The sequence below is a fragment of the Yoonia ponticola genome (assembly GCF_014199395.1).
GTDB classification, from domain to species: Bacteria; Pseudomonadota; Alphaproteobacteria; order Rhodobacterales; family Rhodobacteraceae; genus Yoonia; species Yoonia ponticola.
On sequence record NZ_JACIJM010000017.1, the window covers coordinates 1 to 17,968 of the forward strand.

Genomic DNA, 17,968 nt, shown 5'->3' on the forward strand with positions numbered 1-17,968 from the left:
TGACGATCTTCTCGCCAGGGCTCGTCGTTGTTTGTCTCATCTTCCACTCCTCAGTGGTGACGATGAGCCAGAAACACTCTCTTATCAAATAACGCCATTTGGTCCCATAGGCGCTGACGTCAGACAGTGTTCAACTCCAGGCAGGTGAAGGCCGCTAGGCGATAATGTGAAAACCTCGAAACCATCCGAGGTCACACCTATCGAATGCTCGAATTGTGCCGAAAGGGACTTGTCGCGCGCCACGGCAGTCCAGCCGTCAGCAAGCATTTTCACCTCACCGCGCCCCAGATTGATCATCGGTTCAACTGTGAAAATCATTCCCTCTCGTAGCTCTGGACCTTCACCGGCTTTGCCAAAGTTCAGGATATCAGGCGCGTCGTGAAAGACCTGACCAATGCCGTGGCCGCAAAATTCGCGCACCACCGAACACCGTTCGGAATGTGCGTAACTCTGAATTGCGTGGCCGATATCACCCAGACGTGCACCCGGGCGCACCGCTTTGATGCCCTGCATCATGGCTTCATGTGCGATCCGGATCAAGCGTTCGGCTGCCCGCTTTGGCTTGCCAACCACATACATCCGACTGGAATCGCCATACCATCCGTCATAGATCAACGTGACATCGACATTCACAATATCGCCGTCGCGCAGCTTCTTTTCGTTTGGAAAACCGTGGCAAACCACGTGATTAACTGAGGTGCAGCAGGCGTATTGGTAGCCCTTGTAACCCAGCGTCGCTGGCTTTGCGTCATGGGTCGCCGCGAAGTCGAGGACGAAGGTATTGATCTGCGACAATGCGGTGCCGCTTTGGATAAGGTCAAAAACCCCATCAAGGCATCTGGCGGTTAGAGCCCCCGCGCGGCGCATCCCCGCAAAGGCGTCCGGTCCATATAACTTTATGCTGTCGGTTCTCCGTGCGCCTTGCGTTTTTGATGCGTCAGGCACGTTGATATAGCCGTTCATCATGCGGTCTCTTTCATGTTTCCGTGGTTGCAGTCGCGGTAAGATTGACCGCAGGCAGCCGCCGGCGTATACGAATCATATACACTTCACATACCAAGAAAAGGAGAGACGTCGATGGGCATCGTTAAAATCGGAGACACGCTGCACGAAGAGCTGCGCAAATCCAGTTCGGTCATGTGCCGTTCGATCAATGCGCAGGCAGAGTTTTGGATAAAGGTCGGCATGCTGGCCGAAGCGAACCCGTCTCTGCCCTTTACGGAAATCATGGCGCTGCAACTTAAGAACGCCGATGTTCAAACGCCAGAAATCGAAGCTGCTTGATAGGAAGCGCCACTGAAGCTTTCGACTTTCTGATATTGAGGATACAGCACAGAGTATAACGTCAATCTAGGCTGAATGCGCCGCGTCTCAGTGACAGTTGCGCAAATCTGGGTGAAATGCCACGACTTATAAAAATAACTATTGAGAATTATGATGCTCATCAATGTTGGCGATGCCCGCACATCAAATATTGATCTGGTTCTGGCTGCTCTACTTTCGTCCATTGCAGGTGCGCTGAACGCCGTCGGGTTCCTTATTGCCGGTTCATTCACTGCAAACATGACAGGAAACATTGCGGCTTTTTCAGACCACTTGGCGAATGGCGCGGTCCCTATTGCGTTTTCTTTTCTGGGGCTTGTCGTCGCCTTCATCTGCGGCGCGAGTATGGCAGCACTTGCCATTCAAGCCGGTGAAAAAATGCGTATTCGCGCGATCTATGCTTTAGCAATTACCGCAGAGGCAATCATACTTCTGCTGGTAGGCGCCCTACTTGTCATGGCATCGCCCGCAGAACACGAGATGTTTTTGGTCATCGCCCTCAGCTTTGTCATGGGACTTCAAAACGCTGTGACGACGATGATTTCGCGGGCGCGGGTCCGCACAACCCATGTGTCGGGAATGGCGACTGACATCGGGATAGAATTGGCGGCATTGGTCGGCAATGAAACGTCGCGGCGCGCGGCAGCGCCACAGCTCTGGCTGCACAGTTTGACCCTTGCCTGCTTTACCTTCGGTGGCTTTTGCGGTGCGCTGTTGTTTCAGATTGTCGGAAGCTGGCTTTTTATTTTAGCAGCAGCGCTCTTGCTGCTGATAGCTGTGCCGGAAGCCTTTCGAGCACACCGTTCTTGAGCGCGTTTCAAAAACAATTTTGTTGGATTACTTCCAAAAGAGGTTGTTAGCGCGGTTCAACACCCCAAGTCTTTTTAAAGTCCTGTTTGAGCATTTTGCGTTCTAATTGACAAAGGTAAGCTTGGGCCGCGGTTCGGTCGTTTTCGTGGTTATTTAGGGCGGTCCTCCATACGCGAAGTGCGGAGCGGGGTGACCACGGAAGCGCGGCTTGCCTGAGCCATTCGCGCAAATCCGACGGCAATCTGTCATATGCTGCCATCGGATTTCCCCCGCGTTTCGAGCGCGGCAAACTTGTTCGCGCATTGCTTTTGCGGCGGTTCGAAACATCGTTTTGCATGATCAAATCGATCACACACCGTCAGGTGCGCGGCGCCACGTCTGAAACGGGTCTGGCAGGCTGGCCCAAGCGTCGGGTGTAAATGCCTGCGCATTCTCAACAAGGGTCGCATCCAGCGCGGCAGTGATGCCCGCCTTATCCAGCCCTGTGCCAATGAACACCAATTCTTGACGACGATCGCCGAAAGGCTCTTGCCAGTGATGCTTCAGATACTCGACTGCTTGCGGGGTCGTCGGGCGGCGATTTTCGGGAACAGTTGCCCACCAGATACCCATCGGTTTGATGCTGCTCAACGCACCAGCAAGCGAAAATTCCGCCAGCCAGTCGGGGCGCGTGGCGATCCAAAGGTGGCCCTTGGCACGAATGACGCCGGGCAGTGATCCCGTCAGAACCGCGTGTATCTTTTCTGGGACAAACGGGCGGCGCGCACGATACACGAACGACGAAATCCCGAATTCCTCGGTTTCGGGAATGTGATCGGCAAACCCGTACAGCTCTTTCGCCCAAAGCGGGTTTTCATGCGCAGTGTCAAAGTCAAACAGGCCCGTATCGAAAATGCGGTCGTGGGGTACTTTGCCGTAATCCGCCTCAATAATCTGCGCATCCGGGTTCAGCGCTACAACGATCATACGTGCCGCATCGACGCTTGCACGCCCTGCATCATTGGCTTTGTTCAGGATCACCACATCGGCGAACTCGATCTGTTCGACCAGCAGATCAACAAGCGTGCGATCATCCGCTTCGCCCATGACCTCTCCGCGATCACGCAGGAAATCGTGGCTGGCGTAGTCGTTCAACAGGTTGACCGTGTCGACAACGGTAACCATCGTGTCCAATCGCGCCACGTCAGACAGGCTCACCCCGTCTTCATCACGAAAATCAAATGTCGCGGCGACGGGCAGCGGTTCTGAAATACCCGTGGATTCAATGAGAAGGTAGTCAAAGCGCCCCTCTGCCGCGAGGCGGCTGACCTCTTGCAGCAGATCGTCGCGCAGGGTGCAACAAATACACCCGTTCGTCATTTCAACCAGAGTTTCTTCTGTGTGACTTAGGTTTGCGCCACCATCGCGAATGAGGTCGGCGTCGATGTTCACCTCAGACATATCATTTACAATCACGGCAACACGGCGTCCGTCACGGTTTTGCAGGACTTCATTGAGAAGCGTCGTTTTGCCAGCCCCTAAAAAGCCCGAGAGGACAGTAACAGGAAGGCGTGTATCTGTGGTCACCGATTGGATATTCATTCTGCGTAGCCCTTGAGATGAGATGTTCAGCGGATGATTGGCACGCCAGCCTGATGTGACAAGCGTGCTGTGTTGATGTGCGGATTAGTGCGCAATCATGCTTTCCGCGATTTCAGCACCGCTAAGATCGGCTGGAAAATATGTCGGCCAATTCGTGACTTCCGTCAGCAGTTCTGCACGGTCATCGCCCCAGTAAAGGTGGTAGTGGTCCGCCTTAGTCGGCACAGTTATGTGATCGCTGAACTGGATGAACTGCGGCGCGGCTTCGTCGCCACCGGACTTTTCAAAGATGTAACGCACGCCTTGGCTACCGGATTCGTAGGTTAGAATTTCATAGCCGTCGTTTTGGTATTGTCCCTGAACGGGCTGGCCATCCCGAAAGAACGTCACACTGGACCCGTCGATCAGAATGCGATCCACATCCGTGGCATAGCCCGTGGTGTAATACGCCCGGTATTCTTCGACGGTCTTGTCACCGTCTTCTGCCTTATGCGCCAGCACGGCGTCCAATGTGCCGTCTTGCAAAAAGGGGTAGATCGACTGCCAATCGTTTTCCCAATCTGACAGGCCGCGTGCCTGCACGTCTGCCTCATCTACCAGCGACGGTTCATGAGCCTGATGTGCGTGGCTTTGGCTGTCCGTTGTTGCGGAATTTGACGTTTGGGCGGGGGCCTGCGTTGCAAGTGTGACCAGCGCACCAATGGCGATGACGGCTGCGCGTTTGATGGTGAAGTGTAGCAAAAGATTTCTCCGGTCAATCAGTGATTCGTTATGTTATAACATAACGAATCACTGATTAGAGTCATCCGACACTTTTGGCAAGCACCTGTCCAACAGATCGAGCTAGGACAAGGGACACAACGGGAGGCAGCACTAGGGATTTGAGCAGTGAACCTAAACAAAGTTCGGCCCATCAGACATCACTGCATGGCGCAGAGATTGGCGACAAACCGATCACAGCACACACACAGAAGCAGCGCAAAAAATTCAGTCATTTGCGTAGGGATCGTATGGCGGCAAAATGACGTTGGTTGTGGCGATACGCGCAAGTTCTGCATGGGTTTCACTTTGCTTGGCCGGACTATGGGGTGATCCACGCAAATAAACTGCCATAATCAATGGCTGGCGGCTGGGCGGATAGATGACGGCAACGGTTGATGTCTCGCCAGCGGGTCCGGTTCCCGTGCGGTCACCGACTCTCCAATCAGCGGGTGTGCCAGCGCGAATGCGGTCACCCCCTGTTGTGTTGCCCACCATCCACGACAAAAGCAAAGCCTTGTGCTGTGAGTTCAACAGACTGCCACGCAGAAACGCATTCAAGTTCCATACCATTTGATGTGGCGTTGTCGTGTCCAGCTCCACGCCGTCTGAGGCGTTGTTCAAGTCTGGCTCGTACCGATCAATGCGCGTCACCTCGTCGCCAATCTCGCGCAAGGCAGCCGTCAAACCCGCTGGACCGCCCATTGTGCGCAAGAGGATATTAGCGGCGGCGTTGTCACTAAGGGTCATGCAGGCATTGCACAGCTCGTCAATGGACATCGACTGACCGATGCGATGGTCTAGGACCGGTGCCCAAGCCACGATATCCGAGGCTTGCACTGCCACTTTACGCTCTAAACTCTCGATACCCGCATCAATTCGCCGCAGCACAATCGCTGACAACAGCACTTTAAAAGTGCTGTTTAAGGGAACGCGAATATTCTCGCCCCAACCACTTGCCCGACCTGTCTCTGTGTCGAGCGCAAAGACACCGACCGCACCGCGCAACGAGAGTTCGATCACTTCAAACGAAAAGTTCGGGATCAAACCGTCGTCATAAGTCCGTGGCTGCCAATCACGCAATCCGTGACCACCCTCTTGCGCAAAAATGGGGCCAGCGACACAGGACAGAAGCCCGCTTAACGTTTCTCGTCTGGAGATTTTATAAGACATTCCGCCTGCCCGCTTTGACTGCTTCTCTGGACCTAGTTGTTGTAAGTTGTACACGTCCGCAACGCAGTTATAGCTGATTTGACTGTTCCGGCGTGGGAAATAGAAAAACGCACGGTTTCTTCAATCTGTACGTCAAATAACTTTACATCAACTTTGGGCTAGTACCTTTACCATTGCAGCAGTTTACCATCCCAGCAAACAATTCCTCACACAACCAATGACGTCTTTAGAGGCACTTCATAGCGATCAGGTAGCGTGATGGCTGTCGTAACTGCACGCGTTACGCAGCAGGGTTTAGCGCGTTCCCCCCCACCGAAAATCCGCGTCGCCAGCCTCCACCTCATTGATCATCAGACCGACGCCCATGGCCGTCAGCATTTTCGGCTGGTTTTGTCACTGAATTTGATCATAAGGAGCCATGCTTTCTACATCGCTTAAATCACTTATACATCACGTCAGATACTTGCCGCTTTGGTCGGCCCTCACGGCTGTTCGGTGGCGCACGTTTGACCTGCGGTCGCGTGGCCTTGGTACAACATTTGGGATCATCATGCGGTGGTTTCCACCTGCCAGAAATCGGTTTGACCGTGAAGTGCGCCGCGTGTTCCCCGAAATGAAGCGCCGTGATCGCGTGACGCTTGGCCAGAATATGGGCAAGCAGATGGGGCGGACGCTGTTCGAGATTTACCATGATGTCGAATTCCAGACGCAACACCATAAGTTTAACGCCTCGGGCCCCGGATTGGCTGCCCTGAAGGACGCGAGTGCTGCAGGTAAGGGCGCGATCATTGTGTCGGGCCATTTTGGTCAGTGGGAAGCCGTTCGTGCTGCCGTCAAAATGAACGGGCTTGAAAGCGGTGCTGTTTACCGTCCGAACAAAAACCCCCATTATGAGCGTCGTATTTTCGCGGGTATCGAGGCTGGCGGTAAACCGATCCTTGCGACAGGCAGCGTGGGCACGCGGGCGCTTGTGCGCCATCTGCGTGCTGGTGGCATCATTTCTATTTTGCTGGACGAGAAATACTCGGAAAGTGCGCACATTCCGTTTCTTGGCATTGATGCGCTGACATCGCTTTCCGCAGCGCAACTTGCGTTGAAATACGATCTGCCGATGATCCCAGCTTACGGCATTCGGAATGAAGACGGGAATACCTTCGACGTGCAGTTTGAGGCGCCGATCCCGCACAGTGACAACATCACGATGACGCGTGCGTTTAATGACAGCCTATCGGCTCGCATTCGGACAAATCCGGATCAATGGTACTGGATGCTAAGGCGTTGGGACCACATTTAAGTGTCCGTTTAGCGCCTCAACGCAGTCGCTATTATGTGCTGTGCTCGGTGCGCAAAACGTTCTTTTGCACCTTGCCCATCGTGTTGCGAGGCAATTCATCCGTGATGATGTAGCGACGTGGATGTTTGAACCGCGCGAGGTGTGGTTCAACGCGTGCCGCGATGGCGTCGGCGGTCACGGTGGTATCTTCCAGGACAACCGCGGCCAACACGCTTTCCCCGAAATCAGGGTGTGGCACGCCGAAAACAGCGCTTTCCGAGACACCGTCGATGTCGTTGATGACGTCTTCAATTTCCTTGGGGTAGATGTTGTAGCCGCCTGAAATGATGAGGTCTTTTTCACGGCCGACAATCGCGATACGGCCGTCTTCGGTTTTCACGCCAAGATCACCCGTGATGAAAAATCCGGTATCACGTAGCTCTTCGGCAGTTTTTTCGGGCATGTTCCAGTAACCTTGAAACACGTTGTCGCCGCGCACTTCGATCATGCCGATTTCGCCGGCAGCGACAGGTGCGCCGTTATCGGTGATTTCGACCTCGGTGCCGGGTAGCGGATAGCCTACGGTGCCTGCCAGCCGTTCGCCGTCGAACGGGTTCGACGTGATCATGTTGGTTTCGGTCATGCCGTAGCGTTCAAGTATGCGGTGGCCCGTGCGGTCTTCGAATGCGGTGTGGGTTTCGGCGAGCAGCGGCGCGGAGCCGGATACGAACAACCGCATATTTGCGACCAGATCCTTTGTCAGGCGGGCGTCGCCCAGCAGCCGTGTGTAGAACGTCGGCACGCCCATCAGCATGGTGGAGGTCGGCATTTCGTCCACGATGGTATCGACATCAAAGGCGGCCATGAAGCGCAGTTGCGCGCCAGCCAAAAGTGAGGTGTTCATCGCCACGAACAGGCCGTGCGTGTGAAAGATCGGCAAGGCGTGGATCAAGCGGTCAGCGTCGGTGATTTGCCACAAGTCAGTTAATGCGCGTGCGTTGGAGAGCAGGTTTTTGTGGCTTAGCATCGCGCCTTTTGACCGACCGGTTGTCCCTGACGTGTAGAGCAACGCGGCCAGATCGTCCGGCCCGCGTGGCACGGTTTCAAATGTCGTGGGCTTGTCGTTGGCTTGTGTGGACAGCGACCCGCTGCCGTCTTTTGACAGTGTCAGGACGTTCGTGTCGTCGCTGCAAATCGCTGCAATTTCGTCGGCGTTGCTGGCATCACAGACCACCAATGCGGGGGCCGCGTCTTCGATGAAATAAGCGAGTTCAGTTTGCGTGTAAGCGGTGTTCAGCGGCAGGTAGACCGCCCCAGCCTGCACGGCGGCACCGTACAGCGCAATCGTATCCATGAGCTTTGGCGCTTGCACGACGACGCGGTCACCCGGTTTTACACCTGCGTCTTGTAGCACATGCGCAATGCGGGCGACGCGGGTGATAAAATCGACGTAGCTCAGTTGGGTTCCGTCATCCAGCGTCATAAACACAGCCGCATTTTGGGCATGTTGCGCGAAAAGTGCATCGTAAAGAGTATTGGTCACGATGTGGTTTCCTTGGGTTTGGGCGACAAGGCTGCCGTGGACAAAGATTGCGCAGGTTTTGCTGCGGTGACGATAGATTTAAAGACATAATCGGCATGGTGGCGTTGGGTTTGTGACAAGTCGTAGAGATAGTTAACCATTGCGCCGCTTGATTGGGCAATGCCGTTGTCAGACGTGTCTGCATCCGCGTGGATGTCGTAAACTTCGGCGCCATTTCCGAGGTGGAAGCGTGCGACGGGGTCAAGCGGCATGCCGTCGCCGCGCTTTGCCATCAGCAAATAACGGGCCGCCATAGCGCGAATGTCCGCAGCACTGCCCTGCCCGCCTAGAATCGTGGTTGCGACGTGGCCGTGATCCGTGTCGTCGATTTGCGTAGCCAGCCAACGGGTCAAACCGGGGATCGGGGATAGCGTGACAAAAGTCTCTAGCTGCGGGAAAGACAGCGACAATTCCGCGACGACTTGTTTAATCAACAGGTTGCCAAAGCTGATGCCGGTGAGGCCCTTTTGGCAGTTTGAGATTGAGTAAAACACGGCGACTTTGGCATCATCAGCACCCAGCGGCGTGCGGCCATTCGACAGCAGTTTGGTGACAGAACCGGGGACGGTTTTGGTTAATGCGACTTCGACAAAAATAAGCGGCTCGTCTGGCATTGAAGGGTGGAAGAACGCAAAGCAGCAACGGTCGGGTGGATACAGACGGCGGCGCAGATCATCCCAATCGTTAATTTGGTGAACAGCTTCATAGGCGACGATCTTGTCGAGAATGCGCGCGGGCGTGTCCCAATCGATTGTCTTCAGCACCAAGAAGCCGCGATTGAACCAGCTACGAAACAGGTGGACGAAATCATGGTTGGTACGGGCAAGTTCAGGATGATCCTTGAGCACGTGCAACAGGTCCACGCGCATGGCCACGATATCAGCGGTCGCCCCCACGGGTTGGTTCAGGCGGCGCAATAACTCTTGGCGTCTGGGCTCGGCCGCGTTCGACAGGTTCTTGAATGCGTCGGGCGTCGGGTCGGTCGCATAGGTGGCGACAAGCGCGGACAGGTCCGTAGCATCGATATCCAGATCGTCGTTCAAGTACTTGAAAAACGACAGTTTATCGTCGTCGGACAACTTGCGATACCGTTCAAGCACAGTCGCCGCGAGGGACTGCCCCGAAACGGTGCCCTCTGCCGACAACAGCGCGTTGCATAACGCATAGATGTCGCGGGTATCATTGACGCTGCGGATCGTCCCGCTGCGGTCAAACAAAGTCGTTAGGATATCGCTGAGAAATCGATTGCGTTGCACGATGGTGTCCCCCGTTGTGGAATCAACACTGCGATAATATCGATATTAATGCAAACTTATATTTTAAATCGGCAAAACTACAGGTTCACAAGCTGGGTCGTCAGGTATGCGCCCGTGAGGCGATAGTGACTGAGCAATGCAGTAGACGTCGCATCAGCATCACGGCGCACGGCACACGCGAGGATCTCTTCATGCTCGGCTGTGATGTCGCGTTTTTGGTAGTTGCGGCCGCTGGACGCGAGGTTTCTGTAGCGGATGTTCAAGTCATAAAGCTGACTGCAAAAGCGTTCCAACATCGGAGACGACGAATTGGCGAGCAATGCCATGTGGAACAATTTGTGCGCGTCCTCGAATGTCGCGGCCCCAGTCAGCTGCTTCATCCTGTGATGCGCAAGCACAAGGTTTTCTTCCCATTCTGGCGTGGCCAATGTGATCGATTGGCGCAATGCCATGTCTTCGAGCACACAGCGCAGCTTGAGGATTTCCGCAAAGTTTTCGGTGCTCGCGGGTGCCGCCCGAAACCCGCGTTGGTCGATACGTTCCACCAGCATGTCAGAGGTCAGCAGGCTCAGCGCCTCTCTGACGGGCGACGCGCCTGTATCGAGCAGCTTGCGCAACTGCTCGATCTTTAGTTTTTCACCTGCAGGCAGTGCGCCGGTCAGGATCATATCGCGCAAGGACATATAGGCCCCACGGGTAGCAGATGCTTCTTTGCCGCTCGTCTCGTCCATAATGTTCATGCCGATTGCCTTTTAGGTCAATGTTGCGTGGTTAGTAGATAGCCCGACTGAAACCGTCAACGACCCCTCGTTAATCATCCAACGGCGCAAGACATATACACGAGCACCGGATTTGTGCATCGGGTCGGCGTCGGCAAGGGCCCGTGCGGCGTCCATATCCGCAGCCCGATAGATAATCAGCCCCATGCCTTGCATGTTGTCACCGGATTCGTCGGACATTGGTCCCGCAAACGCCAATGAGCCCGCCCGTTCAAGCGTCGCCTGATATGCAAGATGATCCGCGAGCGATGCTTTCACGGCTTCGGGTGCACCTGCTGGCGTTGTCACTGCCGCGTAAAGTTCCAGAGCCAATGCCCCCCGCGACTTTGCCTCTTTCTTATAGTCTGCCCACGCTACCATGTTTTTACCTTCTGTTAAAAATATCGATATTTATTGACTTGTGATGATATTGTAGCCAGAAATATTGTGAACTGGCAAGGATTACGCACATGAAATATCTGGTAGGCAACACAAAGAGCGGCACAGCCGTTTTCGCGGTAAAGGGCGATGAAGCCGTTAATTTGACGGCTTTGGACGCGGCTGTTGGCTCTGATCTGATGGCATTGATCGGCGATCCTGCACTGGCAGAATCAGTCGCTGCCAAGATTGACGGCGCCCCAAGCGTTCCCGTCGCATCAATCACACCTGCGCTGCCTGTGGCAAAGCCTGGTACAATCATTTGTCTCGGGCTGAACTATACCGACCACATCAAAGAAGGTGGTTACGACATTCCTGATTACCCCGCCCTTTTCATGCGCGGAAAAAATTCGATCATGGCTGCGGGTGCGCCTTTGGTGCGTCCAACATGTTCCGATCAACTGGACTACGAAGCTGAATTGATGCTGATCGTTGGCAAAGGCGGTCGTCACATTTCCGAAGCCGACGCCTTGGATCACGTATTCGGCTACACCGTGTTCAACGACGGGTCTGTGCGCAATTATCAACGTAAGACACATCAGTGGACACCGGGTAAAAACTTTGACGACACAGGCGCTATCGGCCCAATCGTGGTCACACCTGACGAAGTTCCAGAAGGTGCTGCTGGTCTGAAAATCGAAAGCCGCGTTGGCACCGAGATTTTGCAATCATCAAACACTGGCAACATGATTTGGTCAGTCGCACAAACGATTGCGACGATTTCCGAATACACAACGCTTGAGCCGGGCGATTTGATCGCAATGGGCACGCCTCCGGGTGTTGGTCACGCCAAGAAACCGAACCCGCGTTGGTTGGTTCCGGGCGAAGTTGTGGACGTCGAGATCGAAGGTATCGGCATTTGCTCAAACCCTATCGTTGACGAAAAGGACCACAAAGCCGCGGGAGCGTCGGCATGAACGCCCCAGTAGGTGCAGAACTCGACCGTTTGCGGGCCAAGGCGCAATCCGATCACCGCGCATTGCGTGGCCGGATCGACCGCCTATCCGATGATGCGATTGACCTGATCCTGCGCGATGCGCGGTCGCATTACGCGTGGACTGACACGCCGATCCCTGAGGGTATGCTTGAAGAAATTTACGAGATCGTCATCAATGGGCCAACGTCGATGAACACGCTACCTGCGCGGTTCATTTTCGTGAAATCCAAAGAGGGTAAAGAACGGCTCGCGAAATCGCTTAAACCACAGAACGTGTCAAAGATGATGGGCGCGCCTGTGACTGCGATTATCGCGCAGGACATGAATTTCTGGCATGAGCTGCCATTCTTGTTCCCGCACGAAGACCGTCGCCACTTGTTCGACGGCAATGATGCCTATTGCGAGGATACCGCTTATCGCAACGCCACATTGCAGGGTGCGTATTTCATGATCGCGGCCCGTGCAGTCGGATTGGATGTGGGTGCGATGTCGGGCTTTTCTAACGCGATTGTCGATGAAGAGTTTTTTGCAGGGACGACGCTAAAGTCGAATTTCCTGTGCAATATCGGCTACGCTGACGAGACGGCATTGTTTCAAAAGCTACCACGGTTTGAATTCGATCAGGTATGTAGCGTCATTTAGCAGAGGTATGAGCATGGCTATCAAAACCAAAACGATTGTGACCTATCGCGCATCCGCTGCGTGCCCGACGCCTGCGCGGACAGAAATTCCGGTGCGCGACCTGCACGTGATCATCGACGAACCAACAGAACGGGGTGGTACCAATTTAGGACCAACCCCGACTGAAGCCGCGATGACGGCACTGATCGCATGTACAAATGTGATTGGACATAAGAATGCAAAACGTCTCGGAATTGATTTGGGAGAAATCAATATCGACGCAGCCTGCAAATTCGACCGACGCGGCGTTCTCATGGAGGAAGAGATCGACGTGCCGTTTCCAGAAGTCACGCTCACGGTGAATTGCAATACCGCCGCCAGCCAAGAAGACTTGGATTTGGTGGGGCGTGAGACTGCGAAATACTGTGCCATCGCCAAGCTGTTCGAAGCAGCCGGCACAGACCTGACAGTAAATTGGGTGAAGGCAACATAAACTAAATTGGGCCAATGCGCCCGCTTTTCTGGGAGGAAAAACACATGACTGATTGGACACGACGCGGCCTTATGGGGGTTGCACTCGCGACGATGACCGCTCTGCCGGTAGCCGCGCAGGAAACCATCTCTGCGGTCGTTATCGACGGCTATCCAGACAGATCGCTTTGGATCGAAGAGTTTTCGAACTTCTTTATTCCCGAAGTTGACCGCCGCCTTGCCGAAACCGGCAATTACGTGATGGACTGGCAGGAAAACTACAACGGCACGATCGTAAAGCCACGCGGCGTTCTGGAAGGTATCCAACTGGGTCTGGGTGATATCGGGATCGTCACAACGATTTTCCACTCGTCCAAACTGCCTAGTCAGGGTCTTGCTGCGGTCACACCGTTTGTGTCGTCTGATGCACGCGCTGTCGCCAAAGCAATCGACGAAATCGCACGTGAATTCCCTGCGATGCAGAACGAATTTGCAGCCCAGAACCAAGTTTATCTGGCCACGGGCGTCGTGCTGAACAGCTACGAAATCTTTTACACCAGCGAAATTTCCAGCATCAGTGATCTCGAAGGTGCCAAGATCGCGGGCGCAGGTCTGAATTTGCGTTACCTCGAAGGCATCAAGGATTCAGCTGGCGTTCCAGGTGGTTTGACCGACTTCTACAACATGCTGCAAACCGGTCTGGTCGATGGCGCGTTGGTCTGGCCAGAAGCGGCTGCAACGTTCAACTTTTCAGAGGTTGCACCCTACATGTTGCGTGCTGATTTGGGCGCTGTGAACTCCAAGACTGTCACAGCGAACCAAGATTTCTGGAACACCTTGCCCGACGAAGTCAAAGAGGTATTGCAGGCCGTTTCAATCGATTACCGCGACCGTCTTGCGTCAATCGCCATGGATATCGCGGCTGAATCCGAGGCGGCATACCTCGCTGCTGGCGGCACAATCATCGACGTGTCACCAGAAGATCGCGCGGCATGGGCTGCGGGTATTCCGAACATTGCACAAGAATGGGCCGAAGGTCTGAATGCGAATGGCGAAGACGGTAGCGGCATGCTGGCCGCTTACCTCGGAAAACTCGAAGCCGAAGGCTTTGTTGGTGTTCGCGACTGGACACAACCTTAAACTTCGACCGACCCGGGAAAGGGCCAAAATCATGCTAAAATCCTTTGTGGCAGGCCTGTCCCGGGTCGCCAACTCTCTTGCAATCGCCGCCAATGCGGCCGGAACGTTGACCGTTCTCGCCTTGATGGTGATCTTGAACGCCGACGTGATCGCCCGCAGCGTGTTCAACGCCCCCCTCAAGGGGACGTATGAAATCGTGCAGATGTCGGTGGTGTTTATCGTCTTCTTACAAATCGCCGACGTTGTGCGGGTGGATCGCCTGACGCGGTCAGACGGTTTTCTGAACCTGATGCACAGCCGCCGTCCACGTTTCACGTCCGGATTGCGCCGTATCATCAATGCGATCTCTGCGATCTTTATGTTCCTGATCGCCTACATCACCTTCCCTGAATTCATCAAAATGTGGGGCACCCAAGATTTCTTCGGTGTGCGCGGCTTGTTCACCCTGCCGTGGTGGCCAATCAAGCTGGTGATCGCATCCGGCAGCGCCTTAGCCTGCGTTATCTTCATTCTCAAAGTCATTACCGCGCAGGATCGCCCACAGTTGATCCGCGCCCCCGAACATGACGACAACACATCAAACGGGCCAAAATCATGACTCCTATTGAAATCGGCCTCATCTCGGTCGTCGCCATCGTTTTTCTGATCTATTCCGGTGTCTACATCCCTGTAGCTCTTGGCATGGTATCGATCCTGTCCATTTGGATCATGCGTGACAATTTCACCTTGTCCTTGAACCTGCTTAAAGTCGCGGTAGGCGACAGCGCGATGGTCTACAGTTTTGCGACCATACCGTTATTTACCTTTATGGGATTAATAGTGGCCAAGGCAGGACTTGGCAGTGACATCTACGAAGTGATGACAATGCGTTTTCGCAAGGTCAAAGGCGGCATCGGCATGGCGACGGTTGGGGCCAACGCGGTCTTTGCTGCAGTGACCGGATCGTCGATTGCATCCGCATCGGTTTTCACCAAAGTATCCGTGCCGCAGATGATCGCGCAGGATTATAACCCACGTTTCGCGGTGGGTGTGGTCGCCGGATCCTCTGTATTGGGTATGATTATTCCACCATCCGCGATGTTGATTATCTACAGCTTTGTCGCCGAACAATCGGTTGGCGACATGTTCCTTGCTGGCGTCATTCCAGGCATCATGCTTGCCATCGCATATGTCGCGGCGATCTGGTTCATGGGTCGCTACACACCCGGTTTTGTGGGCGGTCGTACCGTTGACGACACCGAATGGATGAGCAAACGCGAGATCGCGTCGAAAACGCTGCCAACATTGGGACTGATCACAGTTGTTCTGGGCGGCATCTACACAGGCTGGATGACAGCCGTTGAAGCGGGTGCGACTGGGTCTTTGGTCGCACTGATCATCGCGATAGTTCGCCGGTCCATGTCACTGAAAGGGTTCTGGGAAGCACTGTTAGAAACAGGTCACATCACAGCCGCCATCTTGTTCCTGATCACAGCCGCGTCAATTTATTCGCGTATGCTGGGCCTCGCCGGACTGCCAAACCAGTTGCAAGACTTGCTTGCTGGGAACTCTGCCGGTTTCTGGACTATCATGCTGCTTTATATCTTGCTGATGGTCTTCCTCGGCACGATCTTGGACACGGCGTCCATCATTCTGATCGTCGTCCCATTGTTCCTGCCGCTTGTCGAAGCACTGGACCTGTCACTGATCTGGTTCGGAATTGTCACGGTCGTTGGTGCCGAGATCGGATTGCTTACACCCCCACTCGGCATATCGTGTTTCGTGATTAAATCGACGCTCGATGACGATAGCATCACGCTGAAGGATGTCTTTATGGGCGCGCTCCCGTTTGCATTCGTGATGTTGATCATCCTGCTCGTTTTGATCGAATTTCCGATACTCAGCCTCGCTCTACTTTAAGGATAACTGCCATGCGCAACGTAACAAAAGACAACATTACCGATGTGTTCAAAAGCTATATGGCCCCTGAAATGGACCCGCGTATGCGTGAAGTCATGGGGTCGCTAGTGCAGCATCTGCATGATTTTGCACGGGACACGAAACTGACGCATGACGAATGGCGGCAAGGTATCGCGTTCCTCGAAGGATGTGCTGCCATTGAAACCGAAGACCGCCACGAATTTGTTCTGGCGTCCGATGTGCTGGGATTGTCGTCGTTGATCGACATGCTGCACTCGCGTGATGATGCCACCTCGTCGTCGGTCTTGGGGCCGTTCCACGTGTCTGGCGCGCCACCTTTGGAGGTTGGCGGCGACATGAAGCGCGACTTTGGCGGCCCCGTTCTGCTAGCTGAAGGGGTCATTCGTGACACGGACGGCAACCCGATTGCGGGTGCCGAGATCGACATTTGGCAGACCGCACCAAACGGGCTGTATGCGAGCCAAGACGAAGAACAAGATACGTTTTCGTTCCATGGTCTGATGACTGTAGGCGATGACGGGCGCTATGCGTTTACGACGGTGAAGCCTGTCGAGTATACCGTGCCGTCTGACGGTCCTGTGGGTGATATCCTGCGGGCTTGTGGGCGTCACCCTTGGCGTCCGTCGCACCTGCATTACATCATCAAAGCACCGGGATATCGGACGCTAGTGACGGAAGTGTTCCCCGAGGATGATCAATATCTGGACCAAGATACGGTGTTTGGTGTGCGCGACGATTTGGTGATGACATACCATGAAAAAGCCGCCGCTGATTTCCCAGATGGTATGGCCATATCAGGCAAGGTAAATGAGCCGTATCTGTCGGTGAATTTCGACGTCATTCTCGCGAGCGAATAGGCGTATGTCTTGAGGCGGCCAAGTGTAGGGCGCGGGCCATAAACGCCCCTGCCCGTCTTGGCCGCGACTGAGTGATTAGGCCTTTTCAGGAAATAGCCAACCGGCCACGGGTGCCAAGATACGGGTTACAAACGGGATCAGAACGAAACCGGTTGCCAGCCCAACAATACCGTCCAACCCTGCGGTAACTGCCCAAGTGACAAAACCGCTTGCTGTGCCGATAGCCTCTGCTGCCGCTTTGGCTGCGTGTTTGATCTGCTCGTAAGGCAGATGCCAGCCCAAGACGTCCAACCCGTGAACGATGATGCTACCGCCGACCCAAAGCATCGCCACCGTGCCAATCGTCGCGATAACAACCATCACCGAAGGCATGGATTTCACGATACTGCGCCCGACAGCACGGGTTGCGGCAAGCCGTCCTTTTGCGCCAAGCATGATCCCGAAATCATCTGCCTTCACCAGCAACGCAACGGCACCGTAAACCAGCGCCGTGATCCCGATGGCGACGACGGCGAGTGCAACCGCTTGTATCCAAACCGTGTCGATTTCGATTTGTGCGAGCGAGATTGTCATGATCTCTGCCGACAGGATGAAGTCGGTTTTGATCGCCCCTTTGACGCGCTGCTCTTCGAGGTGGGCTGCGTCTAGCGTTTCTGCCTGCTGGGGCCCGTGGTCCTTGTGCGGCGAGATCAAGTGCCAGACCTTTTCCGCCCCTTCGAAGCACAGATATGCGCCACCAATCATCAAAAGTGGCGTTAAAAGCCACGGCAGGAATGCATTCAACAGCAAGGCCAGCGGCAGCAAGATCACCAGTTTATTGAAAAACGAGGCGCGCGCGATTTTCCAGACGATGGGTAATTCTCGCGCGGCGGGCAGGCCCGTGACGTATTTCGGTGTCACTGCCGCGTCATCAATGACGACGCCCGCGGCTTTTGCGCCAGCTTTGCTTGCCTGCGCGGCAATGTCATCAAGTTGCGCCGCGGCCAGTTTTGCAATCGCTGCCACGTCGTCCAACAGGGCTAATAATCCGCTCATGATGTCTCTACCTTGGTTCGTCGTTATAATTCAG

The 17,968-nt window shown here is 54.6% G+C and carries 20 protein-coding genes; 10 read left to right on the plus strand and 10 right to left on the minus strand.

All coding sequences use genetic code 11. From position 1 onward, the window contains the following. Positions 1-84 precede the first annotated feature (84 nt). Positions 85-963 (minus strand): type I methionyl aminopeptidase, encoded by an 879-nt coding sequence (gene map, locus FHS72_RS17515; protein WP_183531036.1) that lies wholly within the window; start codon positions 961-963, stop codon positions 85-87. Between the two features lie 114 nt (positions 964-1,077). On the opposite strand from map, the gene FHS72_RS17520 reads away from it, so the two are divergent. Together FHS72_RS17520 and FHS72_RS17525 are read left to right on the plus strand one after the other, a co-directional pair. Next, positions 1,078-1,284, plus strand: coding sequence for a ParD-like family protein (locus FHS72_RS17520; RefSeq protein WP_183531037.1), 207 nt, complete (start codon positions 1,078-1,080; stop codon positions 1,282-1,284). A gap of 150 nt (positions 1,285-1,434) precedes the next feature. After that, positions 1,435-2,133 carry a YoaK family protein gene (locus FHS72_RS17525; RefSeq protein WP_246414863.1) on the plus strand — a complete coding sequence of 233 codons (699 nt, stop codon included), beginning with the start codon at positions 1,435-1,437 and terminating at the stop codon, positions 2,131-2,133. A 46-nt stretch (positions 2,134-2,179) separates the two neighbouring features. Here the strand turns inward: FHS72_RS17525 and FHS72_RS18420 are convergent, their stop codons facing one another. The 4 genes from FHS72_RS18420 to bla form a co-directional block, all read right to left on the minus strand. Further along, positions 2,180-2,470, minus strand: coding sequence for a DUF6525 family protein (locus FHS72_RS18420; protein WP_221235474.1), 291 nt, complete (start codon positions 2,468-2,470; stop codon positions 2,180-2,182). An 11-nt stretch (positions 2,471-2,481) separates the two neighbouring features. Then, positions 2,482-3,714, minus strand: coding sequence for a GTP-binding protein (locus tag FHS72_RS17530; protein WP_183531039.1), 1,233 nt, complete (start codon positions 3,712-3,714; stop codon positions 2,482-2,484). Between the two features lie 84 nt (positions 3,715-3,798). Beyond that, on the minus strand, positions 3,799-4,455 hold the full coding sequence (locus FHS72_RS17535) for a metal-binding protein ZinT (protein ID WP_183531040.1): 657 nt from the start codon (positions 4,453-4,455) through the stop codon (positions 3,799-3,801). A 246-nt stretch (positions 4,456-4,701) separates the two neighbouring features. After that, on the minus strand, positions 4,702-5,646 hold the full coding sequence (bla, locus tag FHS72_RS17540; RefSeq protein WP_183531041.1) for a class A beta-lactamase: 945 nt from the start codon (positions 5,644-5,646) through the stop codon (positions 4,702-4,704). 418 nt (positions 5,647-6,064) lie between these two features. Here bla and FHS72_RS17545 point away from each other — a divergent pair, with 418 nt between their 5' ends. Further along, entirely contained in the window at positions 6,065-6,940 is an 876-nt protein-coding gene (locus FHS72_RS17545; RefSeq protein WP_183531042.1) for a lysophospholipid acyltransferase family protein, read from the plus strand. Between the two features lie 31 nt (positions 6,941-6,971). Here FHS72_RS17545 and FHS72_RS17550 read toward each other — a convergent pair whose 3' ends face one another. The 4 genes from FHS72_RS17550 to FHS72_RS17565 form a co-directional block, all read right to left on the minus strand. After that, entirely contained in the window at positions 6,972-8,462 is a 1,491-nt protein-coding gene (locus FHS72_RS17550; protein WP_183531043.1) for an AMP-binding protein, read from the minus strand. Continuing rightward, positions 8,459-9,757 carry a malonyl-CoA decarboxylase domain-containing protein gene (locus tag FHS72_RS17555; RefSeq protein ID WP_183531044.1) on the minus strand — a complete coding sequence of 433 codons (1,299 nt, stop codon included), beginning with the start codon at positions 9,755-9,757 and terminating at the stop codon, positions 8,459-8,461. The genes FHS72_RS17550 and FHS72_RS17555 overlap by 4 nt, the downstream gene beginning before the upstream one ends. Before the next feature lie 77 nt (positions 9,758-9,834). Next, positions 9,835-10,497, minus strand: coding sequence for a GntR family transcriptional regulator (locus FHS72_RS17560; RefSeq protein ID WP_183531045.1), 663 nt, complete (start codon positions 10,495-10,497; stop codon positions 9,835-9,837). A gap of 12 nt (positions 10,498-10,509) precedes the next feature. Next, positions 10,510-10,896 carry a YciI family protein gene (locus FHS72_RS17565; protein WP_183531046.1) on the minus strand — a complete coding sequence of 129 codons (387 nt, stop codon included), beginning with the start codon at positions 10,894-10,896 and terminating at the stop codon, positions 10,510-10,512. An 89-nt stretch (positions 10,897-10,985) separates the two neighbouring features. On the opposite strand from FHS72_RS17565, the gene FHS72_RS17570 reads away from it, so the two are divergent. From FHS72_RS17570 to FHS72_RS17600, 7 genes are read left to right on the plus strand one after another with little or no spacing between them, the layout of a single operon-like run. Then, entirely contained in the window at positions 10,986-11,870 is an 885-nt protein-coding gene (locus FHS72_RS17570; RefSeq protein ID WP_183531047.1) for a fumarylacetoacetate hydrolase family protein, read from the plus strand. After that, a complete protein-coding gene (locus tag FHS72_RS17575) occupies positions 11,867-12,532 on the plus strand; it encodes a malonic semialdehyde reductase (protein WP_183531048.1) in 666 nt (221 codons plus the stop codon). Before FHS72_RS17570 ends, FHS72_RS17575 begins: the two co-directional genes overlap by 4 nt. Before the next feature lie 13 nt (positions 12,533-12,545). After that, positions 12,546-13,004 (plus strand): OsmC family protein, encoded by a 459-nt coding sequence (locus tag FHS72_RS17580; RefSeq protein ID WP_183531049.1) that lies wholly within the window; start codon positions 12,546-12,548, stop codon positions 13,002-13,004. A 44-nt stretch (positions 13,005-13,048) separates the two neighbouring features. Next, positions 13,049-14,122 (plus strand): C4-dicarboxylate TRAP transporter substrate-binding protein, encoded by a 1,074-nt coding sequence (locus FHS72_RS17585; RefSeq protein ID WP_183531050.1) that lies wholly within the window; start codon positions 13,049-13,051, stop codon positions 14,120-14,122. Between the two features lie 31 nt (positions 14,123-14,153). Continuing rightward, a complete protein-coding gene (locus tag FHS72_RS17590; protein ID WP_183531051.1) occupies positions 14,154-14,720 on the plus strand; it encodes a TRAP transporter small permease subunit in 567 nt (188 codons plus the stop codon). Next, positions 14,717-16,021 carry a TRAP transporter large permease gene (locus FHS72_RS17595; protein WP_183531052.1) on the plus strand — a complete coding sequence of 435 codons (1,305 nt, stop codon included), beginning with the start codon at positions 14,717-14,719 and terminating at the stop codon, positions 16,019-16,021. Before FHS72_RS17590 ends, FHS72_RS17595 begins: the two co-directional genes overlap by 4 nt. An 11-nt stretch (positions 16,022-16,032) precedes the next feature. Then, a complete protein-coding gene (locus tag FHS72_RS17600; RefSeq protein WP_183531053.1) occupies positions 16,033-16,899 on the plus strand; it encodes a dioxygenase family protein in 867 nt (288 codons plus the stop codon). Positions 16,900-16,974: 75 nt separating this feature from the next. Here FHS72_RS17600 and FHS72_RS17605 read toward each other — a convergent pair whose 3' ends face one another. Then, positions 16,975-17,934, minus strand: coding sequence for a DUF808 domain-containing protein (locus FHS72_RS17605; RefSeq protein ID WP_183531054.1), 960 nt, complete (start codon positions 17,932-17,934; stop codon positions 16,975-16,977). Between the last annotated feature and the right edge of the window lie 34 nt (positions 17,935-17,968).